This is a genomic window from Sphingorhabdus sp. Alg231-15 (genome assembly GCF_900149705.1).
Taxonomy (GTDB): Bacteria; Pseudomonadota; Alphaproteobacteria; order Sphingomonadales; family Sphingomonadaceae; genus Parasphingorhabdus.
Map to the genome: position 1 here is coordinate 1370235 of NZ_LT703001.1, position 25851 is coordinate 1396085.

The window sequence follows — 25851 nt, forward strand, 5'->3', positions numbered from 1 at the left end:
TATTCGTACAACGGATACAGAGGGCTTAACTTTAATCTCTATGCTTAGCAGTTGCGGTCAATTGCGCGGCCCGCCAGCGCTCCAACAGCACCGCCAATGATAGTGCCTTCGGTCTTGTCACCGCGGCGTGCAACCTCGTTGCCTAACAGACCACCAGCAATCGCGCCGATGATGGTACCGCCGGTGCCGCGATCACATCCACGATAGCGACGACGATCATTGCGATAGCGACGCTTGTCGCGATAATAACGGCGCTTTTCACGATAAGCGCGACGATCCCGGCGGTCATAATAACGGTCATCCCGATAATAATCGCCGCGACGATAATCGCGCCGATCACCAATGCGCTCGTAATAGCCGTCATTATAACCTTGATAATAACCGCCCCGCGCCTCAGCCGGCGTTGCGAAGGCCATCGCTGATATTGCAGCTGTGGTGATGGCGAGTGTTCCTAGAACCTTGTTGATCATTTTATACTCCAAAAGGATCTTTCGCGATCCGATTCGTTTGATGCCCGACAAATATGGTTTTAGGCTTCACCGATTGACCACTTGCTGAATGTCGATTTTATCTTAGGTTCATGTTGGAGGTCTCTTTTATGAACAAGTCACGTTTTCCGTTTATCTTTCAATGTTTTGAGACGCTGCACTAAGCAGTCCCTAGTCTTTTAAGTCATTGCCGCTGGTTCGCTCTAACGATAGCTCTAGGAAAAAATATCAATGGGAGAAGATCATGCAACTTAAAGGCAAAACCGCGGCCATCACCGGCGGCACCGCAGGCATAGGGCGCGCTATTGCCGAAGCTTATCTGGCAGAAGGTGCCAACGTTGCCCTGATGGCGCGTAACCCCGAAAAAGGGAGGAAGGTGATTGAGGAACTGGATGTTGGTGATCGGGCCTTGTTTGTTGCCGGCGATGTTATGCAACAGGAAGCGGTAGAAGGCTTTATCGATCAAACCATCGAGACATTCGGGACCGTCGATATTCTCGTTAACAATGCCGGCGGCGCCGGTGCTCTGGCTCCGCTCGCGGACTTGACGGACGAAGCCTTTGATGAAGCGATGAAGTGGAATATATATGCGACATTCTGGGCGACACGCCGCGCGCTCAAGCCAATGATCGCACAGCAGTCCGGCCGCGTGATCAACATAAGCTCAACCGAGGGCAAGATGGGTAAGCCAACATTCGCACCCTATACGATCGCAAAGCATGGTATTAATGGCATGACCAAAGCCGTAGCCCAGGAAGTCGGCACAATGGGTATCACGGTGAACTCTATCTGTCCCGGCCTGGTGCTGACCGACCTGATCCTCGATAATGGCCCCACCACCGCCAAGGGGCTAGGCATGACGTTTGAAGAAATGATCGATATGTTCGCTCAGGAAAGTGCGCTCAAGCGGCCCAACACAGTTGAAGAAATAGCGGCTATGGCTCTGTTGCTGGCGTCCGATGCGGGTGCCGGCATCACAGGGGCCATGCTCAGCGTTGACGGGGGAACTGCGCAATATTGATGCGGGCTCCTCGCTCCTGAATTCACCGACTCACCTGCCGGCTGCATTGCCACTTTCTTATCCAGAGCTCCCAATCTGGAGTTGGTTCATGCAAAATGATGATAGGGGGCCTATAGAAACAGGCCCATCAACGTAGCGGCTTGCTTGTCGTTCCAGCAGAAAAGGTTTCGTCAGCCCAAGGATCGACTGGCTTCTTTTCCTCGACCTCTTTGATGACGTTGCTCGCTCCCTTCCCCTCAGGCGAAGTAACCGGCGGCTCCGCAGCGACGCAGTAAGCGGTAACCAATACCATGGCTGACCACCACAATGCATTAGCGCGGCTGGCAAAGACACGAGTGAGGCGTGGTCCAAACATGAAGACCGCTTAGCAGGTCATTCTTAATAATATCTGCGCCAATTGTCGTAAGCATATAGAGATCGCCCAATTCAATAACTATATGTTAGTGTATTTTCCCATTTTTTGGTTTTCAGCAAAATTTCCACTATGCCAAAATTTCATTAAAGCACTGATTTATATAGATTTATCAAAACTGGCACGCCCTATGCAATGCTAGGAACATCTTCGCAAACACAACCGCGAGGGACCAAATTAAACCCAGAAGGAATTAAAAATGTCGAACGTAAATATCCAAAACCAAGTTGTTGCCGCTTTTGCCGCTCTGTTCTCCGCCGCTGTTCTGATCAGCGCCAGCGTAGGCCCTGCTGTTCAAAACACCGCTTCTTTCATCGCTTAATCACCAACCGAATTTCAAAAGGAACTCCATCATGACCACCAACGTTCAAAACCAAGTACTCGCCGCCTTCGCCGCTCTGTTCTCTGCAGCCGTAATGATCAGCGCCAGCGTTGGCCCAGCCGCCCAGAATGCCGCGTCCCTGATGATCTAATCAGGCGACCGGCTCCAAACCCCAAAGGACTTCATCATGCCCCGTAACTTCACCGCCCAAATCACCGCCGCTATTGCAGCCCTCATCTCTTCCGCCCTTTTTGTTGGCGCCAGCATAGTACCCGCCACACAGAACGCCGCATCCCTGATTATCTGACAACCCTTCCCCTCTCCCCCAAACGAACGCCCGGCCCTGAAGACCATCAGGACCGGGTTTTTCATTTGTTGAGTGAATTCAATCACAGGCTACAACCTGATCGTTTATCGGCAGCGCAATTCTCCGCGATCAATTTCCCGTCCCAATAGCGCACCGCCAGCAGCACCCAATACAGTTCCAACGGTACGGTCGCGGCCACCATCAATTTCTCTGCCAAGCAAAGCTCCGACCGCACCGCCGATAATTAATCCCACCGTGCCATCATCACGCTTACAGCGATAGCGACCATCGCGACCTCGCCAGTAGCGATCTCCTCGCTTCATACGACGCGGTTTATAGTAGCGATCATCATCATCGTCATCCCAGTCATCGTCACTGACCCGGTAGAATCCAGCTACCGGGCCACCATGACCATTGTAGCCATCCGCGTCGGCCAGCGCCGGCGTGGCTGGCAGAAATAAAGTCGCGGCGGCAATACCCATAAATATCTTCTGCATGTCAAACTCCCTTGGTTGCGTCTGATTGTCAGGAATATGGCCTCCAATATGAACGGAACACGACAGAACCGTTCAGACAGGCAGGCTAGCGATCAACAGAAAGAAGGGTGCGACGAAACGTCGGCAATCATACCGCTTACTGACAAGCTTTCAGAAATTTGGCCAATGCATCCCCCGAACCATTGAGGTGAATACTGAACTTGCTGCCATTGAGATTTACATAAGCCCGGCTACCATCCGCCAAGGCAGAAAAAAGGATATGTGAATTGATCAAACTAAATTGCGGCATGTGATAAGTCTCTCCCTCTAGACTGGTCGGCAACATGCGCGCCAATATTCCGATCGAACGCCGATCATCAATGCGGATGGAAAAGCCAAATTGATCGCCCGCCTCCATTTCTTCAGGTGCTGCGATGATCATATTTGCGATCCGGGAACTGCCATCAGACTGTTTTTGACAGGTCATCCTCCAAAGCTCGTTGTCCGTTTGCGGAACTTGAAAGGCCAAATGCGGTTTCTCATCACCATGGATATAATGCCAAACCATCCCAGCGGCCTGCCCTGCATCAGGATAGTCCTCCAGCGATGGCGTATCGACTTTGACGACCTCCGCCTCCGCTGCGCGTCCCACTTCTGTGAAAAATGGCGCTGCGATTAGCGCCAATATGGGAGTAGCTAGTCGTAAGATGGCTGGTAGTTTTTCTGTCATGCTATGCGACCTAACATCGAGATTAGTTCCCTGTTCAGCAGAGATAGATTCATAATGGGTGGAATGTCAGCAACATCAAGGCCTTGGCTTTACCAAATGCGGCCAATCATCACATTATGCCCTGCGAACCCCGGTCCTGACCACCAGAAGCCCGCATAACTGCTAACAAGGTCGCATCTGGATTGATATTAGCTTCGATTGAGCCGCAATGCCGCGGTCACAAACAGGGCTGCACCGAATAGCTCCAAGGTTTCCTCGGCAAAGCGCAAAGCCTCCATCACATCCAGTATCACGGCCAAACCAATCACCAGCAGTGCCACTGCGAGAGTAGGCCTTCCGCGATCCGCCATGAACCACAACGCAATCCGGGACAGATGACCACTGCGATAAGCCAACAATCCTGTCACCACCGGCAAAATGATCACCAAACCGATTACCAGCGGCAGGAAGCCCTTGGCGGCGGCGGTGCGATAGGCGATCATCACCAGATCCTGCACGCCGTCCAGCTCTCCACCGCCCTGCATTGCTGGCATTGAAAAGCCGATATGCCGGGCGCCAAAGCTGATCTCGCTAAGGCAAGCCAACAGCGCCAGACTGCAAAACAGAAATCCGATCCAGGTGCGGAACAACTGTCTGTGTAAACCGACCAGCAAAGCGGCCAGAAACAGCAATGCCGCGGTCATTTCCACGATGCCATCCTCGCGAAAAAATGGACCATGGCGGAAATCTACCGACACTATTGCCAGCATCAGCACCGCCAGTCCGGCCACGGTATAGACCGCCAATTCATGTCTCAACCTGATCACCGGAACAGTTTCATGACAGTTTTGTGAAATGTAAACCAGCGGTGGCACAAATTACCGGGGATCACCGCGAACCAGCCCCACCCTGCCCGATTTGATTTTGCAGAAGGAGGCAGAGCCAGGCGGTGCATAATCTAAGCGACGAAGCGATGCGTAGGAAAGGCTCTTTCTGCTGGCGAAGCGCATAAATATGCTAGTCCGCCATCATATACGCGGCTTACATGCCTTCGTGATCATAGCTGATGACGCGGGCGATCTGCCATCCTGCGGCGCTGGTGCTTGTGCGTTTCCACAGATGCATGAACACGCCTTTCTCGCGGGCGATGCTGGACCCGTCGGGCATGACTTGATGAAATTCATGCCGGCCCTGCTGCATCGCGCCATAGTCACCGATCATATGTGTCGACAGGCTTTCTGCAACGAGTACCCGCTTGCCGCCACCGCAATCTTTCTTCACATCCGCGATAAAGGCCTCACTGGTAGTATAGGACAGGCCATCGCGGTCATGATAGAATTCCATGTCATCGGCCAGCAGCTCTTCCAGGACCGTCATGTCACAATCCTCAAACGCCGCCTTGAACAATCGCGCGTCCAACGCTGCAAGATCAGCGGCAACAGATTCCTGCGTTTCCGCCGGCTCAGTCTGGGCATTGGCTCCGGTAGAAAGCGCGCCGGTGGCAAGAGCGGCGGTCGAAAGAATCTTTTGTGTGCGTGTCATATTTTGGTCCCCTTGGAGATGCAGGACCAGGACGGCCATGCTGTATTATTGTTGCATAACACCAATACAGCATGGGTCAAATGATTTTCGAAATGCTCTTTGCCTTTCCCGACTATTCCACCTGTTCCACTTGCTCTTCCTGTTCCACCTGCTCTTCCGGGGCTTTCCCGCGCAGGGCGTCAATTTCGGCCTGGCGTTGTTTCAGGTAAAGCTCCCGCGTGGCGGCGTAGGGGTCATTGCTATCACGCAGCTTTTTAATCTGCTCATCCAGCTCGGCGCGAGTATCGAGCGAAGTGATAATCCCGGCCGGCAGGGTGTAGACAAGCTGGTTAAACGGCTTTCCGACTGCAACCGGCAAAACCGAAAGATCGACAACCCGACCGAATAAATCACGAACGGTGGTTGGTCCGATCAACGGCAGGAACAGAAACGGCCCCGGCTCGACACCATAATAGCCCAGCGTATTGGCAAAACCGTTTTGACGCTTGGGCAAATTGAACGGCGGCTTCTTGGCGACATCCACCAGCCCGCCAATACCGATGGTCGAGTTGATGGTGAAGCGGCCCAGTGTTTCCATCGCCTTACCGGGCTTGAGTTGCAGCAGATAGTTCAGGAAAACGATCGGCTCACCAAGATTGCTAAGAAAATTCGAAAGACCGCTCCGAACCGGACCCGGTACCGTATCTTCATAGGCTAACGCGACCGGACCGACCACGGCCTCGTCGACATTCTGGATGGTTGCGAAAGTATCTGCGTTTAACTCTTGCAGGGGATCGCTCTTGGGCGGAGCCGGGCGGGCGGTTACGACAATCTCATTGCCATCGACCTGATCGTCCATCGGGCCGGTGTCTGCGGCGGATGGATCAGCAGGCAAGAGCGGATCATCGAGCGCAGGCGGACTTGCCGCTGGCTCCAGAGGCACGGGCCAAGGAACGGGAGCTGGCGGCTCTGCTTCGCCGGGTGCAATTGCAAGAGCACCAAATAGCTGCGCCTGCGCCGACAGCGCCACCGGTGAGGCGGGCGCGCGCAAATCCTGCATCTCGGCGGGTGCTACATCAAAGGGATGAGCCGCAAGGGCTGGTGGGGGTGTGGCGGTTACCGGCGCTTGAGCCAGCGCCACGGCAATCGCAAATTCCGAAAAACTCAATCCTATAACCTATCTTCTGTTCGTATCGTTTCCGGAATTGGAAACCCGTCGACTAGTCTTTCTCCCTCCAAAACAAGCGTATAGAACGAGCGGCGCTGGCGCAAGATGCCAAATTCGGCCAGCGGCAGAACGACCCCGTGCAGCGATAAGATTGCCGCGGTCAGTTTATTGGCCGGCATCCCTTTCCCGCTCCGACCGCGTCAGCATCCAGGCCAGCAGAAAGAGCACGGCCCAGACACCGTCGATCATCGCACCGAAAAACGGCCCACCCTCCGCGAGACGGCCACTGCTAAACAGCCACAGCGCTGGCACGAAAAAGGCCAGCTTCTCGAGCACCGCCACCAGCATCAACGGGCGATAGCGTACCGGGTCGATGGCAATCAGAATGAAGATGATCTGGAACACCAGGGCAACCCCATGAAAACCATAGTAAAATTCAGGATGCGTGATGGCTGGCGGCATTGCGGTGTTGAACTGCGCTTCGCCGAACAGGCCGAGCAACAATACCAGAATGCCATAAAGCGCGGCGAGCGCGAAGAGGATGCGGGCGATTGATTTGCTATTCAAGTTCACAGTGAAGACCCCTTTTTGCTGCTATGGTCCGCCGCGAAATCATCCCAATGGTCCTCCGGTGACGCCACCATGTCAAGACGCGATATGGCGGCCAAAAGCGCCTGAATATAAGGCTGTTGCAGCGTCCCGACATAGCGACCGGCGTGCAACATCGGGCGATAACGACCGACCCGGATGCGCTGAAACAGTTTTTCTAGTGTGACCTTTGCCTTTTGCTTGCCCGCTCCGTCCGAAGAGGCCGGGCCCTGCAATATGAAATCCCACGCCGCGACAAATTCCTCCGCTCCCGGCTTGCTACGCAGGCGATAGGCACTCTCGCGGCTCATCCCCACCCGCGCTGCTGCCTGTTGGACGCAGCGCGTTTCGGCAAGATAGCCGATAAACTCCGCCTGCCGGACCGGCGTCCACCCATCCAGCCGCACCCGCAGCTCGGCCGGGGTAAAGGCAGGAATGCGCGATATCCGCCGGTTCTGCACAGTGGCGCTGCGCGGATCGGGTTTGGTATGGAGGCTTTGGTCTTGCATGCGCCCGATTAAGGCACAAATCGGTGCGTGTAGGAAAGCGGTTTTATGAAACGCGAATGACGGATGGCCGTGAACCCATGTCCCAAATCGGGACCCTCAGCTTTATCGCCCCGAATCAGTTGTTCGCATCTGCGGAAAATGTTAACAGTTTGTTAGGGTTCGCAAAAACTTCGCGCCAATCGGCGTTATAACTTGGCCTTCTGGTCAAGATCTATGGGGATTTTTAATGAAGAAATTGATATTTGGCTCTGCTGCTGTTGCAGCTATGGCTTTGGCTGCACCAGCACAGGCTGCGGTTATTTCGTTTGATGATCTAGGCGGTTCTAATGGCGATGTCTTTACCGGTCCTTATATGGAAGATGGTTTCACCGTCGACACCGCTGGCGGCGATGTCTTTGAAGGACATATCTTTGGTAACCCTGCCCCTAGCCTGGTTGTTGGCTCGGTCTTTGGCGGCGGCAGTTTCGGTGTGGTCCGGGTAGTCGGTGGCATCTTCAACTTCAATTCTTTCGACTTTGTGTCGCAGGGCGCAGCGGGCGATTATCAGGTTAACGGATTTCTCGGCGGAAACTCCGTCTTTTCCTTGAATGGCAGCCTGTCTCCTAGCGGTTTTACAACCATTGCTGGCGTTGGCGGCAATATCGATGAACTCGATTTTATCCTGACCGCCAATGGCACGTCGGTGAATCTTGACAATATCGATGTTTCGACCGCAGTGCCGGAGCCAGCGACTTGGGCATTCATGATCCTCGGCTTCGGTGCAATCGGCGGTGCGCTGCGTCGTCGCAAGGCCAACGTGAAAGTCAGCTACGCTTAATCCGCGCTGACAGATGAAACATACAAACCCTGCCGGAGCGATCCGGCGGGGTTTTTTGTGGGTGGTGGCTTATAGGAAGCCCCTTCCCACTAGATTGCACCTAAACTGTTAGAACCATTCATTATTTACATTCCGTGACATTGTTCCACTTGCTCGCTCAATGTAAAAATGCTGCATTTTGAGTCAGTATAAAGGGGAAAGTAAATGACCAAGAATTCAACGCTGACCGCAATCGCCGCGGCCACCTGTTTCGTATCCACACCGGCCATGGCCCAAGAGGCCGCGGACACTAACGAAGGCACAGAGGCCGCGGCCATCGAAATTGTGGTAGACGACAGCGTTCCAGGGGACGAAATATTGGACGTTTCCCCCATGCCGGAGCCGCCCGCGCCAACCTATAAACTGGCCGCCGATGGATCGGTCTGCGAGCTGCATGTCTGGCCGACCGAAAATTATATCGGCATCAATACCGGGCTACTATCCGGCTTCGGCATTGTCGGTGCGCTTGCGGATCAGGCCGCGCACAAGAACCGGGTCGCCACGGTCAAGGATCTGATGAAGGACTATCTGGGCCCTGAAGTCCAGATGGAGGAATTGAACAAGCTGGGCATTAACGAGACGCTGAAACTGGATGGCTATAAAATCATCGTGCAGGAACCAACGCCGTTTAACGAGGATGCCAAGGAAGACCCGGAGCTGAAAGCCAAGATCAAGGCAATGAACAAGACGATCAAGGCCAAGAAGCGCCTCACCGACTCCACCGCGCCCTGCTATGCCGAACTGACCACCACGCATATTTTCTATCACAAGGCGATGATGTACGGCAGCAACCTGTTCACCGGTTGGATCTACCGCGAATTTGACGGCGACACGCAAACCAAGGTCGGCAAAGGCCAGGTGAAAAACCCGCTGGAATATTTTCCGCCGAAAACCGAGGAAGATATCGAAAAAGCCCAGATCGAATTGCGCGACGCCTATGCCAAGGATTTCGCGGAATATGTCGAGAAAAAAGTGTTCAAGAAGAAACGCAAGAAGCGCTGAGGCGAAGGAATGATGGGGCGGTGTCTTTGATGCCCCCTATCACGTCTCAACAGGAAACCAGCAGAAGAACGGTTCGCCGGAATTGGCGGACCGCCGCCGTAATCCATATTTAACCGGCATCCTTTATGATCGGCGATATGGACTGGTTTATCACCATCTTGCTGGCGACCGCCATTTTTGCGACGCTGATTTCCGTGGGGATCGGCTTCGACACCATGCACCGCTTTAGCCCTGCGCTGGCGCAGCTGGTGCGCAGTGATTACTCGGCGATGGAACGCCATTATGACCATCTTGGCCAACAGGCCGATGACGGCGGTATCCGGTTCAAACGGGTCAGCATGCGGATAGAATTTGATACGCCCGGCCAACAGAAAGTCCGCGCCCATCACAAAAGATGGGAAGTCTCCGGAGAGCGCCAGAAAAGCTGTTACTTCATCTGGTTTGATAAAGAGGACCCGCAAAAAACAACCGCATACGGCCCCGGCTTCTGGCTGGTCATCGCGACGGCCAGCGCGAGTATCGCGGTGACGATCATGCTTGATCCTGTGGGGTGGGAGGAGATGGTTAGGGGGTTTTGGGTTTAGTTTATCCCGCTGCGCCAATGGCAGAGAGCGGGATGATAAATGGCGGTGATGGATAGCGTACATAATAGTCAATATTGGCCAACCCGATAGACTATTGAACACGAGCTAAAGCACTCTATTGAGTTATAATGCAAATCATCGAATCTACGGTCTTTGGGGTCCGGAGCGCCATCTTTCGCTTTGAGAATGCTGAGCGATCATCAAGCTTTACACTGTTTCCGATGGTTCATGTTGCAGACCGATCATTCTATGATGAAGTCTTGAAACGGCTTGCGAGCTGCGATGTAATCTTGACGGAAGGTGTCCGGACTAAGACGGGAACGCTTCTTACAGCATCCTACCGCTATTTTACAAAAAATCAAAAGCTCGGCTTGGTGCTCCAATCAACAATGTCATTGGATAATCTAACCGCAGATATCAGACATGCAGATGTTGCTTCGGGTGACTTCTCGAAAAAGTGGGCAGAATTGCCGTTTCTCCCGCGCTTTCTTATTCCTATAATCGCTCCTGTTTACGGCCTGTATTTACGGTATTTTGGGACAAGGGAATCCATTGGCAAAAGCATGGGTCTTGACCTCCATGACCATAATGACGCAATTCTGGATGACAATGAGATCGTCGAAAAAATGGAAGAAGTAATTCTGGACTGGAGAGACAAACATCTCATTGGAATCATAAACGGTCACATTCAGCAGACTGAAGATGACAAAAAATCTGTCGGCATTGTTTTTGGGGCACGGCATATGAGAGCCGTCATCCATCACCTGCACAAACAAAACTACAAAGTGACTCGTTCTGATTGGGCTAGCGTAATTAGATATTAAGCACCCCTACTCCGCAGCAACCCCCGCTTGCTCAAACATATCTTCGCCGTCGTCATCATTATCGGTTTCTTCGATACCGATAATCTTGCCGCCTTTGCGTTGGTCGAAGCTATCCCATACTTCGTTCCAATTGCCGCGGGTTGCGCCTTTGGAATATTCGGTGGCGCGAGTCTCAAAGAAATTGGCGTGCTCGACACCGTTGAGCAAGGGCGCGAGCCATGGCAGCGGGTGGTCTTCGATCATGTAAATCGGGTCAAAGCCCAGCTGGCCCAGACGCCAGTCGGCAATGTAGCGGATGTAGCGCTTGATTTCTTTCGCGGTCATGCCGGTCACCGGACCGTCGCTGAACGCCAGATCGATAAACGCGTCCTCCAGGCGGACGGTTTTCTGGCAGCAGTCGATAATATCTTCCTTGACCGCTTTGGTCAGGCAGTCGCGCTCGTTGACGAACGTGTGGAACATTTTGACAATGCCTTCGCAGTGCAAAGATTCATCGCGCACCGACCAGGACACGATCTGTCCCATGCCCTTCATCTTGTTGAAGCGCGGGAAGTTCATCAGCATCGCGAAGCTGGCGAACAGCTGCAGGCCTTCGGTAAAGCCGCCGAACATTGCCAGCGTCTTGGCAATATCTTCGTCGGTATCGACGCCGAACGTGCCGAGATAGTCATGCTTGTCCTTCATCTCCTCATATTCGAGGAACATGGAGTACTCGCTTTCCGGCATGCCGATCGTGTCGAGCAGGTGCGAATAAGCGGCGATGTGGACGGTTTCCATGTTGGAGAAAGCCGTGAGCATCATCTTGACTTCGGTCGGCTTGAACACGCGTCCGTACTTATCGTGATAGCAATCCTGCACCTCGACATCGGCCTGCGTGAAGAAGCGGAAAATCTGCGTGAGCAGGTTGCGCTCATGGTCGGTCAGCTTCTGTGCCCAGTCGCGGCAATCCTCGCCCAACGGCACTTCTTCCGGCATCCAGTGAATCTGCTGCTGCCGCTTCCAAAAGTCATAGGCCCATGGATATTCAAAAGGCTTGTATGTTTTGCGTGCTTCCAAAAGTGACATTTCTTACCTTACTCCGCTTTCGTACTTTTCATCATATACATCATATGGGTGTATATCATCTGGCCACCATAGGCCGCGCGTCCTTTATAGTCTTAGAGAAAACAGCCCCCTCCCTTAAAGGAGCAAATAGGAGGGGGCAGTGGGCAAACTGCCTAATTACTGTCGCCTAATCATTGGCAGGCGAGACACTCGTCATAGTCGGTGCTGCCTTGCGTCGTCATCAGCTCGACCTTTTTCGGGTCCAGAGTGTTGTCCGCTTCAACGCCGCCCGCGCTGTCGGCCGATTCTTCCTGACCGGCAAAGCCAGCGCGCTGGATCGATTTCGAACGCAGATAATAGAGCGACTTGATGCCCAGCTCCCATGCGCGGAAGTGCAGCATCAGCAGGTCCCATTTATCAACGTCCGCCGGAATGAACAGGTTCAGCGACTGCGCCTGATCAATATAGGGCGTGCGATCCGCCGCAAGTTCGAGCAACCAGCGCTGGTCAATCTCGAAGCTGGTCTTGTACGCGTCTTTCTCTTCCTGGCTGAGGAAGTCGAGATGCTGAACACTGCCGCCCTGCTCGAGGATCGAGTTCCAGACATTGGTGCTGTCCTTCGATTTCTCTGCGAGCAGTTTTTCCAGATGCGGGTTCTTCACCACGAAGCTGCCGGACAACGTCTTGTGCGTGTAGATATTCGCCGGGATCGGCTCGATACAAGCCGACGCCCCGCCGCAGATGATCGAGATTGACGCGGTTGGTGCGATCGCCATTTTGCAGGAGAAGCGCTCCATCACGCCTTGGTCCGCCGCATCGGGACAAGGTCCGCGTTCCTTCGCGAGCATCATGCTGGCTTCGGACGCTTTCGCCGAAACATGCTTGAAGATCTTCATATTCCACGATTTTGCCAGCGCGCTTTCAAAGCCGAGGCCGCGTGCTTGCAAGAAGCTGTGGAAGCCCATGACGCCCAGACCAACACTGCGTTCGCGGCTGGCGCTATATTTGGCGCGCGCCATTTCATCCGGTGCGCGGTCAATATAATCCTGAAGGACATTGTCGAGGAAACGCATGATATCCTCGATAAACTCCTTGTCACCGCTCCACTGATCCCAGGTTTCGAGGTTGAGTGAGGACAGGCAACACACTGCCGTTCTGTCCTCACCCAAATGATCACGACCCGTCGGCAGTGTAATCTCGGAACATAGGTTGGATGTTGAAACTTTCAGACCCAGATCGCGGTGATGCTTGGGCATCATCCGGTTCACCGTGTCGTTGAAGATGATATATGGCTCACCGGTGGCCAGACGTGTCTCGACCAGCTTCTGGAACAGCGAGCGCGCATCAACCGTGCCGCGCACTTCACCGGTCTTGGGTGATTTCAGATCCATCTCTGAACCATCGCGGACCGCTTCCATAAATTCGTCGGTCAACAATACACCATGGTGCAGGTTGAGAGCTTTTCGGTTAAAGTCACCGGAAGGCTTTCTAATTTCAAGAAATTCTTCAATTTCCGGATGGTCGATATCAAGATAGCAAGCCGCCGAACCGCGCCGCAGCGATCCTTGCGAAATCGCCAGGGTCAGACTGTCCATCACCCGCACGAACGGAATGATGCCGGATGTTTTACCGTTGAGGCCAACGGGCTCGCCGATACCACGAACGCTGCCCCAATAGGTGCCAATGCCGCCGCCTTTGGAAGCAAGCCAGACATTCTCGTTCCAAGTGTTGACGATGCCGCCCAGACTGTCATCCACGCTGTTCAGATAACAAGAGATAGGCAGACCGCGACCGGTGCCGCCATTGGACAGCACAGGTGTCGCTGGCATGAACCAGAGCTTGGAAATATAGTCATAGAGCCGCTGTGCATGCTCTTGATCATCCGCATAGGCATCAGCCACACGCGAGAACAGGTCCTGAAAACTCTCATCCGGGAGCAGATAACGGTCTTTCAGCGTTTCCTTGCCAAAATCAGTCAGCAGGTCATCGCGTGCATCATCCTGAACGATTTTAAACCGGCGCTTCTCGACGCTATGGCTGTCGCGCTCCGCCTTCAGTTCTTTCTCGTCATTTTTCTTGGTCGCAGCCGCTTCTGATTCAGCTTTTTTGCTGACTTCTGGTTCCTTGACCGGTGCTTCTTTTGCAGTGCTTGCGGATTTGTCTTTTGGCGTATCCAAAACTTCAGCGCCCATATCACTCTCACTCATATCTCTACCACTATTCCCGGCATCATCCCGGCTATCTCTAAAATCCATCAAAGCCCCCTAATCAAACTACCAAACCAATATATTTGCCAGCCATAGAGCCAGCTTTCTGGTGGGTTTAATACCGGGCCATTTGTTCTTGTAATGTTCGACTCGGACAATCTCTTGCGGCCGAGCCGTTTAACATAACATTTTTACGGCCTGGGTGGGCATTTTATTTTGCCCAAAAACCCGAAAAATTCTCTTGCGAATTAGGCCAAAGGGAGCCGTCCACCGAGTCGGTGTTACTGGCGAGTAATACTATACGTTGGTATGCCCCCTTGGCTTAACCACAACCTATAGTGGCTGAATCAGAATTATATGCAAGAGGGTAAATGACATTTTAACGACTCTGTTCGTCGTATAAATGAATCGCTTCGTCGACAGCCGATTCATGCTGCAGCGCAGCGACGCGTGGACCTTCTAAGTCTTCACTAGAACGCAATAGGGTGGGTCAAATTTTACAAAAAAAATATCCACAGTTCATGCACAGGTGTGAATGACTCATTTGTGACACCATATATGGTGTTTGATTGATTCAATACTGAGAAATATTATTTCAACGGGCCAGATGCGGATCAGACAATTCAGGTTACAAAGTCGCAAATCCCTCGGCTCTGGTCACAACCGATTTATACCCCAGATCAGAGGCCGCCTTATCGCCGTTCAGCGTGCAGTCTCTCGACATGACCATCGCGGCGTGCGCGGTCAGCGGTGGATCATTTTTTAAATGCAATATCCGCCATATTTTTTCTGAAGCACGACCAACAAAATCGGCAAGTCCGGAAGATATCGATTTATCGGACAATGTGAGTCCCCTTGCTTGGGCCATGCTGCCAATCATGTCCTTCACGCTGATCGTACCCTCGTCCAGGATGAAATAGGCTTCTCCTCCACCGCCCTTGGTTAGCGCCAGATCTATTGCATGGACCAGATTGGCAATATGGGTGGTCGATGTCATCGCTTTGCCATCATTAATCCACATCCACTTACCGCTCTTTGCCATTTCCTCGATCAATGGCAGCAATGTTGTATCGCCAGGGCCCCAGATAAAGCGTGGCCGCAAAATGATTGTTTCAAAGGTTCCGTCGCTATTGGCGTCCCGGACAAGCTGCTCTGCCTGCGCCTTGGTCGCGCAATAAGGATAAGGTGAATCAGGTGCGAGCGGAACTGTCTCGTCCGCATCCCGCACATGTTGGCCATGACAGATAGCGGCCTCGGTACCGATATGAATGAAGCGCCGCGCGCCAGCTTCCCGGCCCGCGGTCAGCATCGCCTGCGTCCCGAGAACATTGTAACGATGCCAGGCGTCCTTTGGCCCCCAGGCTTCCACAAAGGCGGCGCTATGCAGAACAATCTCGGCATCACCAACATGCTCCGCCGTCACTGTTTCAAGATCGCAGCGTATCGGTTCTGCACCAAGGTCACGGATCAAGGTATCGGACGACTCGCTGCGCGACATGGCAGATACCTGATGCCCGGCCTCGATCAGTGAGCGGGTTGCTGCACCGCCAACAAATCCCGAGGCTCCGGTTATAAATATCCGCATTGACACTCTCCCTGATGACCAATTTGCGCACTATGCATGCTGGAGCAAATTTATTCAGTCCGCAATCCATCAAAACCAGACCTATTTTTGGCACATCCTGACTAGACAGTATAGGTTCATTTGCACAAAGCCATTATCGCTTCTTAACCATATCACATCTGCGATGTGCTCTCTCTTTTTAGAAGCAAATCATTATTTATGCGTAGTTTTTTCAAACTCCAGTCGCACGATATTGCGATTGACCTCGGCACTGCCAATACGCTCGTCTACCAACGGGATCGCGGGATTGTGCTCAATGAACCATCGGTTGTCGCGCTAGAAACCAACGACGGCGTAACCAAAGTGCGGGCTGTTGGTGCCGATGCAAAATTAATGATGGGGAAAACGCCTGATAATATCAAAGTCATTCGACCGCTCAAAGACGGGGTAATTGCCGATCTGGATGTGGCAGAACAGATGATCAAGCATTTCATTCAGAAAGTGCATGGCAAAAAGACCGGACTGTTGCGACGATTTGATATTGCAGTGTGCATTCCCTCCGGCTCAACCAATGTCCAGCGCCGGGCCATTCGTGATGCCGCATCCAACGCCGGCGGATCACGCATCTTCTTCATCGAGGAACCGATGGCAGCGGCCATTGGAGCCGGTATACCGGTTGCCGAACCCATTGGCGCGATGGTCGTCGATATTGGCGGCGGTACGACGGAAGTCGCCGTCCTGTCTTTACGGGGCCTCGCATACAGCACATCCGGCCGGATGGGTGGCGATAAAATCGACGATGCGATCGCATCCCATATCCGTCGCAAGCATAATCTGGCGATTGGCGAATCCACCGCCGAAACCATAAAACATGAAATGGCGAGCGCCGTCAGTCCGATCGACAACGGCCGCACAATGCATATTAAGGGCCGCGACCTTGTGAAGGGCATGCCGCGCAAGATCATTATCACGGAAGCCGAAATTGCCTATGCGATTGCGGAACCGGTCGGTCAGATTACCGACAGCGTGCGCAACGCCCTTGAGAATACCGCACCAGAGCTTGCGGCTGATATAGTCGATCAGGGTATAGTCCTGACCGGAGGCGGCGCACTGCTCGGACGGATAGATGAGCATATTGCCGAGCAGACAGGATTGGCGGTCACGATTGCTGACGATCCGCTGACCTGTGTTGCCAGTGGTGCCGGACGTGCATTTGAAGATCCGCTTTATGACGGCGTGCTGATCCCGGCCTGATGCGGCTCGACAAGCGCCGGTAATGCATACAAAACTTGCCGACTTTCATCATATCCGCCAAAAGGCAACCGGATCGCATCCTTAGACTATTTCCGGAGCCATAATGACCGTCACGATAAAAACCGCCGACCTCATTGAAAGTGTCGCCGACGCACTGCAATTTATCTCTTACTATCATCCGATGGATTATATCCGGGCGCTCGGCGAAGCCTATGAGGCAGAAAAATCACCCGCCGCGAAGGACGCGATTGCACAGATTCTTACAAATTCGCGGATGTGCGCCGAGGGTCACCGGCCGATTTGCCAGGATACCGGTATCGTAAACGTGTTTGTGAAATGGGGCATGGATTGCCGGCTCGACGAGACATCGCAATCGATGCAGGAAATTGTCGATGAAGGTGTACGCCGGGCCTATCTCCATCCAGAAAACAAGCTGCGCGCCTCAATCCTCACCGATCCCGCATTCACGCGGCGCAATACCAAGGACAACACGCCCTCGGTGCTCCATGTCGAAATGGTGCCGGGCGACAAGGTGAGCGTCGATGTTGCAGCTAAAGGCGGCGGATCAGAGAATAAATCAAAATTCAAGATGATGAATCCGAGTGACAATATCGTCGACTGGGTGCTCGATATGGTGCCACAAATGGGTGCGGGCTGGTGCCCACCAGGTATGCTGGGTATCGGTATTGGCGGCACGGCAGAACGCGCTGTGCTGCTCGCCAAACAGTCGCTGATGGATCCGATTGATATGGGGCAGCTCAAGGAACGTGGGCCCCGCAATGATATCGAAGAGTTGCGCATCACGATTTTTGACAAGGTCAACGCGCTGGGCATCGGTGCGCAGGGACTGGGCGGTCTATCAACCATCCTCGACGTTAAAATCAATGACTGGCCCTGTCACGCGGCTGGTAAGCCGGTGGCAATGATCCCCAATTGCGCTGCCACACGCCATGCGCATTTCACATTGGACGGTAGCGGCCCTGCCTATCTCGAAGCCCCCAAGCTGGATGAATGGCCAGACGTCAACTGGGCGCCGTCTTCGGAAGCGCGGCGGGTACATCTGGACCAACTCGACGAAGCCGAGGTTGCGAGCTGGAAACATGGCGACCGCTTGCTGCTTAACGGCAAGATGCTAACCGGCCGTGACGCCGCGCATAAACGGATCAAGGATATGCTCGACAAGGGCGAAGAACTTCCGGTCGAATTCAAAGGGCGCGTTATTTATTATGTCGGTCCGGTTGATCCGGTCGGTGAGGAAGTGGTCGGCCCGGCTGGCCCCACCACCGCTACACGGATGGACAAGTTTACCGACATGATGCTGGAACAAGGCCTGCTCGCGATGGTCGGCAAGGCCGAACGCGGCCTCGATACAGTTGGCTCGATCAAGAAACATAAAAGCGCCTATCTGATGGCGGTAGGCGGTAGCGCCTATCTCGTCAGCCGCGCGATCAAGGGATCGAAAGTCGTCGGCTTTGAAGACCTCGGCATGGAAGCGATTTATGAGTTTGAAGTGCAGGACATGCCCGTAACTGTCGCGGTCGATGCCGAAGGACAGAGCGTCCACCATCTCGCGCCTTTGGTCTGGCAGGAGAAGATCAAGAAAGAGGGTTTGCTGGAAGGGGTTTGATCGGCCTCTCTATATGAAAGAAGACATTAAACTCTTTTCCCCGATGGACCCAATCCCGCTGGCTAAAAAGCTGAAAGCGGAGATGAAGCGGCGCAAAAAGCGCAAGGGCTATCATGTCTTTGGCAATGGAACAGAACGCAAAATGTTTCTCACTTACAGGCGCCGCGGCCTGAAAGTTGGCGCAGAGCCGATCCTAAAGGCCAAGATGCGTGAGCATGACGGGGGCACGTTGATCGAAGGCACGATGCGCCAGGGTAAGGCCATGCCGTTCTTCCTGTTCTGGAATGGATTTGTTGGTTTGTTCTTTCTGTTTTCACTGGTTTTCTGGTTTATTGATGATGCGCCGATGATGTTCAATCTTATCTTCTCAGGGATACCAGCGGTGATGCTCGCCATCGGCCTGTTCGCCGCCTACAAGACCCGCAATGATCCGCCGGAAGATCCGGGAACGCCGCAAAACATATTGGATTTTCTCGCCGAAACCGTGGACGCGCGGCCTCTTTGACCTTCCCGATCTGGATACCCGCCGCGTTAATGGCCGCGCTTTTTCTCGCCTGGCGGATGGCGGTTCAGCAGCGCATTCGTGCCGAAATGTCGGTCAATGCCGCTGCACTGTCGCGGTTCTTTTTTGGCTGGCCCATCGCCTGCGCCATGCTCGCGAGCTATATGGCAGCAACAGGACGGGTTGCCTTACCCTCGCTTGACGCATCTTTCTGGTGGTTTGCCTGGGCTGCGGGATTCGCTCAGATGGTGGCAACAAATCTCATCATCATGTCCTTTGGCTTTCGCAATCTGGTCAGCGGGACTGCCTATATGAAAGTCGAAACACTGATTGTGGCCTTTCTCGGATGGCTGATCCTTGGCGAAACGCTAGCTCCATTGGCATGGCTGGGCATCGGTATCGCCTTCGCCGGCATCCTGTCGGTTTCGGTTGAAGGCGGAGCGAAAGGATTGTTGCAATGGCTCCGCGGCCTCAAACAACCAGCGGCACTCACCGGACTCAGCGCCGGTTTCCTGTTCGCGCTGACCGCCATCTTCATCAAGCAATCGGCCAATGCGATCCCCGATATCGAGCGCACCTATGCCGGCCTGATCGTGCTGACCGCGGTCCTCGGCTTTCAAGCGTTGATGCAGGGGCTTTACGTCATCATCCGCGAACCGGATCAGTTTCGCGCGATGCTGAAACGCTGGCGTGTCACGGCGCAAGTGGGCGTGCTCGCGGCCACTGCTTCAGCGGGCTGGTTCATTGCTTATGCCCACGCACCGGTTGCTCTGGTCGGGATCGTGGGCCAGACACAGATATTATATACGCTCGGATTTGGCCGCTTCTATTTGAAGGAACCGCTGAGCCGCAGCGAACTGACGGGCATATTGCTGGTCGGCATCGGCGTGATCATGGCACTGGCTTCGACGCTTTAACTATGTTCCGACCTGTTACGACCGATTTTCCGCTTATCTTGGTTCGCGCCACATAGCTTCAAGCGGTGGACCGCCCTCACCACAGGCAAAAATCTCTCGCCGCTCAAATCCATGATGGGCGTAAAAGCCATGATTGTCCGGGTTGCTGTTTTCCAGATAGCAGGGAATGTCTTTGGCATCGCATGCTTTGAGAACCGGAGCCAACAGCGCTTTGCCGAGCCCGGTGCCGCGCGCGCTTTTCCGTGTTCCGATGGTGAACAGATAGCAATGAGGCTCGCGGGGGTGATGCTTCTCCATGATGTCGCCAGCCGCCATGGCTCGCTTGAGACCACCGGCACTGCCGTGGATTAACTGCCCAACCGCAAAACGGATCATTGCGAGCAAGCCCATATTGCCCGCTTGATCGGGACCGAGCCACATGGTTGCCCCCTCGTCGCCCGCAAGGTGGCAAAATCCATCTCGCGCATATATCTCGCGCGCGAGCACACGAAAGGAAGCGCGGATAGCCTTTTGATTGTCGAACATCCAAGTGTTCACGGGATCCTCGGCAAAAGCCTCTGCAGTGATGTCGGCCAACCGGCGCCAGTCGGCCGGAGCGGCGCGGACGATGCCGTCCGGCAGGTTTATGTCCATCAGCTCTGCATCTCCGCAAAAAATCTCTGCACATCATAAACCTCGTCGCCCTCGGTCCGAGGGGCATATTTGTCGAAAGCTTCTTTCATTTCGCCATAACGCTCGTCGAACCGGACAACATTATAGCCGTGGCTGACCACATAATATTCACCTGCCGCGATCTGCGGTGCGATGATCTTCGCATAAGCTGCAGCGTCCATCGCAGCCGATATCGTCAGATTGGCTTCGGACAGTTCGGACTTCACCCAACCGGGAATGATGACCCCGGTGGTCAGCCAATCGGGCGCTTCCCGGCGCAGTACGTCCATCAGGCCGAATATCGCATGCTTGCTTGACACATAGGCGCCGCCCCCGAATGGGAAGGCGTTGAACAGCGAGTTTTCCGACGCGACGGAGTAGATCGCGGAAGGTTTCTCCTCGGCCAGGAAGCGTCGACCAAATTCGGAAATACCAGCCCACATACCCCAGAAATTGACTTCGAATATTCGCCGCGCCTCGGCTGGGTCGGTCTTGATTACTGATTTCATCGAGCCGCCAATACCGGCATTGTTGATCAACATATCCGCTCGGCCGTTTTCCGCCCATGCAAAGTCGGCCAGTGCTTCGATATCTTCCGGTTTGGTGACATCGCCCACTTGATATTTCGCGTCGATGCCCTCTTCGACCAAATTACTGACCGCTTCCTGTAGCCGGTTTTCGCGTGGTTCGAACAAGATGATCCGGCCACCTGCCCTTCCGATCTCGCGTGCCAGGGCGAAACCGATTCCGGTCGCGCCGCCAGTAATGACAGCTGTCTTGCCTGCAAATTCCATTTCATCCTCCCAAAACCCGGCGACTGTCACATGAAAACCACCATGACAAATTATCGCCGGAGATGACTGACAATAGCACCAACACTTCCTATATAAAGGCTATGTATGTTTTCATCATCTTTATCTGCGGGATCGGGAATTTCGCCATGCACAAGGCGATGATGGAGAGCAATCATCCGATGATCACCGAAGCGCGAGGGAGTTTTTCGAAGTTTCTTGGCCCCTATGGCAGTTATATTATAGAATTCGGGATGCTGGCGGCAGCTCTGATCTTCGCCAATATGGGAATGCTTAGCGCTGTTATTTTTTATGGCGTCTATACCCTGGCCAATGGCGCGGGGGCCTATGTCCTCTTTTCAAACAAACATTAAGATAGAGTAGTTTATAGACCTGAATCGACAATTTTGACATTGCGGTCGTTGATCCGACTACAGATGTAGTTTGTCGAAAGACAGTATCCCATGCAACCAACCGACCATAGCAGGCGGGCAAGAACGAAGCGAAAAACATATCGGTTTAATTCCGTTAAGGGGGGATTATCTTGAACAAAACCAGTTGGTTATCATTCAGTGTTGCTGTCTGCGCCATTTCCATCACTTGCGCATTTCCATCTTCAGCATCGGCGCAATCTGAATCCCCCGCCACCAGCAACCTGCAGCCGCGGACCGAAAATGGCCGACAGATTTATGATGCCGTGCAGTTTTCACGATTCAACCCCCGAACGGCACTCGATATTGTCAGACAGGTGCCAGGGTTTATCATCGATACTGGCGACGACGAAGCGCGCGGGCTTGGTCAGGCGGACGAAAATGTTCTGATCAACGGCGCGCGAATTGCCGGCAAGAACAACGATGCCTTCACGGTTCTGGGGCGTATCACGGCCACCAATGTTGTCCGCGTGGAAATTGTCGATGGCGCTACGCTCAGTATATCTGGTCTGTCCGGTCAAGTTCTCAATCTGGTCACCAGCAGCGATGATGCCGCCGGTATCACGGGCAACTTCAAATGGCGTCCTCAATGGCGAAGATCAGGTGAAAACTGGTTTGCCGGAGAAGCATCGATCAGCGGCAAGCTCGGCAAGGGCGACTTTACCATCGCCATCGAAAATGATGCCTTTCGTAACGGTGCCCAAGGACCCGAACGGATTACCGACGGGATGGGCAATCTACTGTTTGAGCGAGACGAAGTTGGTCGCGTGCGGGGTGACCGGCCGTCGATCAACGCCTCCTACAGCCGCACCAGTGAGGCTGGATCAGTGTTCAATATCACCGGTGAATATGGACTCAACCATTTCCGCCAACGGGTCGACACGTTGCGCACCCAGGCCGGAGAGCCTGACATATTTGAGTTGTTTACCGGCCGCGAAAGAGAGTGGAATGCCGAATTCAGTGCAGACTATGAGTTCGCTTTGGGCGGTGGCCGGCTAAAACTGATCGGGTTGCAGCGACTGGAACACAGCCCAACCGAAGACTTTTTCAGTCGCACCTTTACCGATGGAGTTACACCTCCCTTGATCAGCGCCTTCAACCGCACAGTCGACGAAGGTGAATCCGTGCTGCGCGCAGAATATGGCTGGAAGACAGCGGGTGGTACGGATTGGGGCCTGAGTCTGGAAGGCGCCTATAATTTTCTGGAAAGCGAAGCCGAGCTGTCCGGCGGTAATCTGGACAATAGCAATACCAAGGTTGAAGAAAAAAGAGCAGAATTCATAACAACATATGGGCGGCCACTATCAAGCAATCTAACCTTACAGGCAGCGCTTGGGGGTGAGTATAGCGAGATCAGCCAAGGCGATCAGCGGCGATCCTTCGTCCGGCCAAAAGGCTCCGTAGCCCTTGCGTGGAAACCGGCGGCGGATTTCGATCTCAGCTTCAAATTATCCCGCGAAGTCGATCAGCTCGACTTTTTCGATTTTATTGCCTCGGTCGAAGTTTCCAATGACGTCATCGATGCCGGCAATCCTGACCTGGTCCCGCCGCAAAAGTGGCGCGCGGAGCTTGAGGCGACCAAACAGCTCGGTTCCTTTGGATCGGCAACGGTGACGCTATTTGGTGAAAAGATAAGCGATATCGTCGATACCGTCCCGATTACGGATACAACAGAAGCGCGCGGCAATCTGGACAGCGCTGACCGCTATGGCCTGGAAGTGGTTTCAACCTTGTTGCTAGACCCCCTCGGCTGGCGCGGTGCCAAAATTGATATCGAGGCCGAAGCCGTAAAGAGCAGCGTGCGCGATCCGCTCACCGGCCGCAAACGGCGGATCGGACAGGATGACCGCTACAGCTATGAGATCACCCTTCGTCACGATATTCCGGGATCGGATTTGGCTTGGGGCGCGGGTATCGAGAATTTTGATGACGTCGGCAATATTCGCCTCGATCAGATAGCCGATTTTGATGTACTCGACCCCTATTCCTGGATTTTTATCGAGCATAAGAATGTGTTCGGACTGACCGTAAACGCTAATCTTGGCAATCTGTTTAACCGCCGGGAACGCTTTGTTCGGACTGCCTTCGGCCAGCTTGACGGCACCGGTGCCTTTACGCGAGGACGACGTGACGGTCCGATTGGTTTCGTGGAAGACCGCACCCGCAAGTTCGGTCTCATTTATCGACTTACGGTTAGCGGTAGTTTCTAGAACACACAGCACTGCTCATAGACAATTGCTAGCGGCATCCTTACATCCAAGGCATGCCACCCGATTTCAGTACCAAGGGTCAGATCGACCCGCCGATGATCCCTACGCTTAAGCGCTTTCTGCCCTATTTGTGGCCAAAGGATGCGCCAGGTCTGCGGCTACGCATCATTATCGCGGGTGTGCTTGTACTCTGTGCCAAGGCAGCGGTGCTTTCCATGCCCTTTGCCTATAAGGCCGTGGTTGACGGGATGACGGCCGGAACCGAAGCCACCCTGACGGTGCTATTGGCTTTGGTTGCCGCCTATGGTCTGGCCCGATTTGGTCAGGTTATGTTCGATAATATGCGTAATATCGCCTTCGAAAAAGTCGGACAGGAAGCAGCACGGCGACTGGCAACTAATGTTTTCACGCATCTGCATCAATTGTCACTACGCTTTCATCTGGGGCGGCGCACCGGCGAGATTACAAAGGTCATCGAACGCGGGACGAAGAGCATTGATATCATGCTCTATTTCCTCCTGTTCAATATCGCACCGACGCTAATCGAGCTGATTGCAGTACTGGTTATTTTTCAGGTCAAGTTCGGCTTTGGTCTGGTCGCGGCTACGATCGCGATGGTGGTTATATACATCACTTTTACGCGCAAAGTGACGGATTGGCGCAATGCGCTGCGCGCCGAAATGAATGATATGGATACCCGAGCGATAGGCCGATCGGTCGATGCGCTGCTCAACTATGAGACCGTGAAATATTTCACGGCCGAAGCCCGCGAAGGCGCACGTTATAATCAGGCGATGCAGGACTGGGCCAATGCTGCGGTCAAGTCAGAAAACTCATTAGGCTTACTCAATATCGGCCAGTCGCTGATCACCAATCTGACGATGATCGGTGCCATGGCCTATAGCGTCTACGGCTGGAGCCAGGGTCAATTGACGGTCGGCGATCTGGTTCTGGTCAACACACTCCTGATGCAATTGTTCCGGCCGCTGGACCTGTTGGGCATGGTTTACCGCACCATCCGTCAGGGTCTGGTGGATATGGATGCGATGTTCCGGTTGATCGATACAGATCCGGAAATCCAGGACAAGCCCAATGCCGCAATACTGAATGTCAGTGCCGGTCAGGTAGCGTTTCAGGATGTCGCATTTTCCTATGACGAGGATCGTGCGATCCTGCATAGCCTGAGCTTTGAAGTGCCGCCCGATGGCACATTGGCCATTGTCGGTCCCTCAGGCGCCGGCAAATCGACGCTGGCCCGAATGCTGTTCCGTTTCTATGATCCGCAGGCCGGCCGCATATTAATCGACGATCAAAATATTTCCGATGTCACACAGCACAGCCTGCGCGGTGCCATTGGCATCGTGCCGCAGGACAGTGTGCTGTTCAATGACACAATCGGTTATAATATCGGCTACGGCCGCGATGGCGCAACTCAGGCCGAGATAGAGGAAGCAGCACGTGGCGCGGCGCTGGATGACTTTATCGCCAAGCTACCCGATGGCTATGATACGCAAGTGGGCGAGCGCGGTCTCAAACTGTCCGGCGGTGAGAAACAGCGCGTGGCTATCGCCCGGACCTTGCTCAAAAATCCACCTATATTGATCCTCGACGAGGCCACCTCCGCGCTCGACAGCCGCACCGAAGATGAAATTCAGGCAACACTTGCGAAGATTTCGGAACGGCGTACCACATTGATCATCGCCCACCGTTTATCGACCATCACCCATGCGGACGAAATTATAGTCCTCAACGAAGGCCGGATCGCCGAGCGTGGAAATCATCGCACATTGCTGGCGAACAAGGGCCTCTATGCCGATATGTGGAAACGTCAGGCTGAGGATCGACAATTGGAGTCAGTTTGACCCA

28 protein-coding genes are annotated in these 25851 nt (G+C 53.8%); 13 read left to right on the forward strand and 15 right to left on the reverse strand.

The window, feature by feature from the left end; genetic code table 11:
• Positions 1 to 44: 44 nt before the first annotated feature.
• Positions 45 to 470 carry a glycine zipper 2TM domain-containing protein gene (locus DG177_RS06725; protein ID WP_108810789.1) on the reverse strand — a complete coding sequence of 142 codons (426 nt, stop codon included), beginning with the start codon at positions 468 to 470 and terminating at the stop codon, positions 45 to 47.
• Between the two features lie 262 nt (positions 471 to 732).
• On the opposite strand from DG177_RS06725, the gene DG177_RS06730 reads away from it, so the two are divergent.
• A complete protein-coding gene (locus tag DG177_RS06730) occupies positions 733 to 1509 on the forward strand; it encodes an SDR family NAD(P)-dependent oxidoreductase (RefSeq protein ID WP_108810790.1) in 777 nt (258 codons plus the stop codon).
• 127 nt (positions 1510 to 1636) lie between these two features.
• Here DG177_RS06730 and DG177_RS06735 read toward each other — a convergent pair whose 3' ends face one another.
• Positions 1637 to 1864, reverse strand: a complete 228-nt coding sequence (locus tag DG177_RS06735; RefSeq protein WP_108810791.1) for a hypothetical protein — start codon at positions 1862 to 1864, stop codon at positions 1637 to 1639.
• Between the two features lie 256 nt (positions 1865 to 2120).
• Between DG177_RS06735 and DG177_RS17670 the strand changes: the two genes are divergently transcribed.
• On the forward strand, positions 2121 to 2243 hold the full coding sequence (locus DG177_RS17670) for a hypothetical protein (protein WP_259371339.1): 123 nt from the start codon (positions 2121 to 2123) through the stop codon (positions 2241 to 2243).
• Between the two features lie 151 nt (positions 2244 to 2394).
• On the opposite strand, the gene DG177_RS17675 is transcribed toward DG177_RS17670, so the two are convergent.
• The 8 genes from DG177_RS17675 to DG177_RS06775 form a co-directional block, all read right to left on the reverse strand.
• Positions 2395 to 2553 (reverse strand): hypothetical protein, encoded by a 159-nt coding sequence (locus DG177_RS17675; RefSeq protein ID WP_337658577.1) that lies wholly within the window; start codon positions 2551 to 2553, stop codon positions 2395 to 2397.
• Positions 2554 to 2654: 101 nt separating this feature from the next.
• The gene (locus tag DG177_RS06745; protein WP_108810793.1) at positions 2655 to 3047 is read right to left on the reverse strand and encodes a glycine zipper 2TM domain-containing protein; all 393 of its coding nucleotides are present in this window, start codon (positions 3045 to 3047) and stop codon (positions 2655 to 2657) included.
• A gap of 136 nt (positions 3048 to 3183) precedes the next feature.
• A complete protein-coding gene (locus DG177_RS06750) occupies positions 3184 to 3756 on the reverse strand; it encodes a hypothetical protein (protein WP_108810794.1) in 573 nt (190 codons plus the stop codon).
• 188 nt (positions 3757 to 3944) lie between these two features.
• A complete protein-coding gene (locus DG177_RS06755) occupies positions 3945 to 4553 on the reverse strand; it encodes a hypothetical protein (protein WP_337658578.1) in 609 nt (202 codons plus the stop codon).
• A 223-nt stretch (positions 4554 to 4776) separates the two neighbouring features.
• A complete protein-coding gene (locus tag DG177_RS06760; RefSeq protein ID WP_337658579.1) occupies positions 4777 to 5277 on the reverse strand; it encodes a nuclear transport factor 2 family protein in 501 nt (166 codons plus the stop codon).
• A gap of 112 nt (positions 5278 to 5389) precedes the next feature.
• Positions 5390 to 6424, reverse strand: a complete 1035-nt coding sequence (locus DG177_RS06765; protein ID WP_337658580.1) for an MlaA family lipoprotein — start codon at positions 6422 to 6424, stop codon at positions 5390 to 5392.
• A 165-nt stretch (positions 6425 to 6589) separates the two neighbouring features.
• Positions 6590 to 6997 (reverse strand): hypothetical protein, encoded by a 408-nt coding sequence (locus DG177_RS06770; protein WP_337658581.1) that lies wholly within the window; start codon positions 6995 to 6997, stop codon positions 6590 to 6592.
• Positions 6994 to 7521 carry a hypothetical protein gene (locus DG177_RS06775; RefSeq protein WP_108810797.1) on the reverse strand — a complete coding sequence of 176 codons (528 nt, stop codon included), beginning with the start codon at positions 7519 to 7521 and terminating at the stop codon, positions 6994 to 6996. The genes DG177_RS06770 and DG177_RS06775 overlap by 4 nt, the downstream gene beginning before the upstream one ends.
• A 226-nt stretch (positions 7522 to 7747) precedes the next feature.
• Here DG177_RS06775 and DG177_RS06780 point away from each other — a divergent pair, with 226 nt between their 5' ends.
• From DG177_RS06780 to DG177_RS06795, 4 genes are all read left to right on the forward strand, one after another.
• Positions 7748 to 8338, forward strand: a complete 591-nt coding sequence (locus tag DG177_RS06780) for a PEPxxWA-CTERM sorting domain-containing protein (RefSeq protein WP_108810798.1) — start codon at positions 7748 to 7750, stop codon at positions 8336 to 8338.
• Positions 8339 to 8542: 204 nt separating this feature from the next.
• The gene (locus DG177_RS06785; protein ID WP_108810799.1) at positions 8543 to 9379 is read left to right on the forward strand and encodes a hypothetical protein; all 837 of its coding nucleotides are present in this window, start codon (positions 8543 to 8545) and stop codon (positions 9377 to 9379) included.
• Between the two features lie 125 nt (positions 9380 to 9504).
• Positions 9505 to 9963: a hypothetical protein gene (locus tag DG177_RS06790; protein WP_108810800.1), complete on the forward strand. Its 459-nt coding sequence runs from the start codon at positions 9505 to 9507 to the stop codon at positions 9961 to 9963.
• Positions 9964 to 10091: 128 nt separating this feature from the next.
• The gene (locus DG177_RS06795; protein WP_108810801.1) at positions 10092 to 10787 is read left to right on the forward strand and encodes a hypothetical protein; all 696 of its coding nucleotides are present in this window, start codon (positions 10092 to 10094) and stop codon (positions 10785 to 10787) included.
• Positions 10788 to 10793: 6 nt separating this feature from the next.
• Here the strand turns inward: DG177_RS06795 and DG177_RS06800 are convergent, their stop codons facing one another.
• The 3 genes from DG177_RS06800 to DG177_RS06810 all read right to left on the reverse strand — a co-directional run bounded on the left by DG177_RS06800 (position 10794) and on the right by DG177_RS06810 (position 15623).
• Positions 10794 to 11852, reverse strand: coding sequence for a ribonucleotide-diphosphate reductase subunit beta (locus tag DG177_RS06800; RefSeq protein WP_108810802.1), 1059 nt, complete (start codon positions 11850 to 11852; stop codon positions 10794 to 10796).
• A 170-nt stretch (positions 11853 to 12022) separates the two neighbouring features.
• The gene (locus tag DG177_RS06805; RefSeq protein ID WP_337658582.1) at positions 12023 to 14086 is read right to left on the reverse strand and encodes a ribonucleoside-diphosphate reductase subunit alpha; all 2064 of its coding nucleotides are present in this window, start codon (positions 14084 to 14086) and stop codon (positions 12023 to 12025) included.
• Positions 14087 to 14666: 580 nt separating this feature from the next.
• Positions 14667 to 15623 carry an NAD-dependent epimerase/dehydratase family protein gene (locus tag DG177_RS06810; protein ID WP_108810804.1) on the reverse strand — a complete coding sequence of 319 codons (957 nt, stop codon included), beginning with the start codon at positions 15621 to 15623 and terminating at the stop codon, positions 14667 to 14669.
• A gap of 198 nt (positions 15624 to 15821) precedes the next feature.
• Here DG177_RS06810 and DG177_RS06815 point away from each other — a divergent pair, with 198 nt between their 5' ends.
• The 4 genes from DG177_RS06815 (at position 15822) to DG177_RS06830 (ending at position 19902) form a co-directional block, all read left to right on the forward strand.
• Positions 15822 to 16856, forward strand: coding sequence for a rod shape-determining protein MreB (locus DG177_RS06815; protein WP_108810805.1), 1035 nt, complete (start codon positions 15822 to 15824; stop codon positions 16854 to 16856).
• A 103-nt stretch (positions 16857 to 16959) separates the two neighbouring features.
• Positions 16960 to 18483: a FumA C-terminus/TtdB family hydratase beta subunit gene (locus DG177_RS06820; RefSeq protein WP_108810806.1), complete on the forward strand. Its 1524-nt coding sequence runs from the start codon at positions 16960 to 16962 to the stop codon at positions 18481 to 18483.
• Positions 18484 to 18496: 13 nt separating this feature from the next.
• Positions 18497 to 18988: a hypothetical protein gene (locus DG177_RS06825; protein WP_108810807.1), complete on the forward strand. Its 492-nt coding sequence runs from the start codon at positions 18497 to 18499 to the stop codon at positions 18986 to 18988.
• Positions 18985 to 19902: a DMT family transporter gene (locus DG177_RS06830; RefSeq protein ID WP_443216408.1), complete on the forward strand. Its 918-nt coding sequence runs from the start codon at positions 18985 to 18987 to the stop codon at positions 19900 to 19902. Before DG177_RS06825 ends, DG177_RS06830 begins: the two co-directional genes overlap by 4 nt.
• A 33-nt stretch (positions 19903 to 19935) precedes the next feature.
• On the opposite strand, the gene DG177_RS06835 is transcribed toward DG177_RS06830, so the two are convergent.
• Positions 19936 to 20535, reverse strand: a complete 600-nt coding sequence (locus DG177_RS06835; protein WP_108810809.1) for a GNAT family N-acetyltransferase — start codon at positions 20533 to 20535, stop codon at positions 19936 to 19938.
• Positions 20535 to 21347 carry an SDR family NAD(P)-dependent oxidoreductase gene (locus tag DG177_RS06840; RefSeq protein WP_108810810.1) on the reverse strand — a complete coding sequence of 271 codons (813 nt, stop codon included), beginning with the start codon at positions 21345 to 21347 and terminating at the stop codon, positions 20535 to 20537. Before DG177_RS06840 ends, DG177_RS06835 begins: the two co-directional genes overlap by 1 nt.
• 62 nt (positions 21348 to 21409) lie before the next feature.
• Here DG177_RS06840 and DG177_RS06845 point away from each other — a divergent pair, with 62 nt between their 5' ends.
• The 3 genes from DG177_RS06845 (at position 21410) to DG177_RS06855 (ending at position 25847) form a co-directional block, all read left to right on the forward strand.
• Entirely contained in the window at positions 21410 to 21718 is a 309-nt protein-coding gene (locus DG177_RS06845; protein WP_108810811.1) for a hypothetical protein, read from the forward strand.
• Between the two features lie 170 nt (positions 21719 to 21888).
• Complete coding sequence (locus tag DG177_RS06850; RefSeq protein WP_337658583.1) at positions 21889 to 23985, forward strand: TonB-dependent receptor plug domain-containing protein; 2097 nt, start codon at positions 21889 to 21891, stop codon at positions 23983 to 23985.
• A 53-nt stretch (positions 23986 to 24038) separates the two neighbouring features.
• Positions 24039 to 25847 (forward strand): ABC transporter transmembrane domain-containing protein, encoded by a 1809-nt coding sequence (locus DG177_RS06855; RefSeq protein WP_108810813.1) that lies wholly within the window; start codon positions 24039 to 24041, stop codon positions 25845 to 25847.
• Positions 25848 to 25851: the final 4 nt, after the last annotated feature.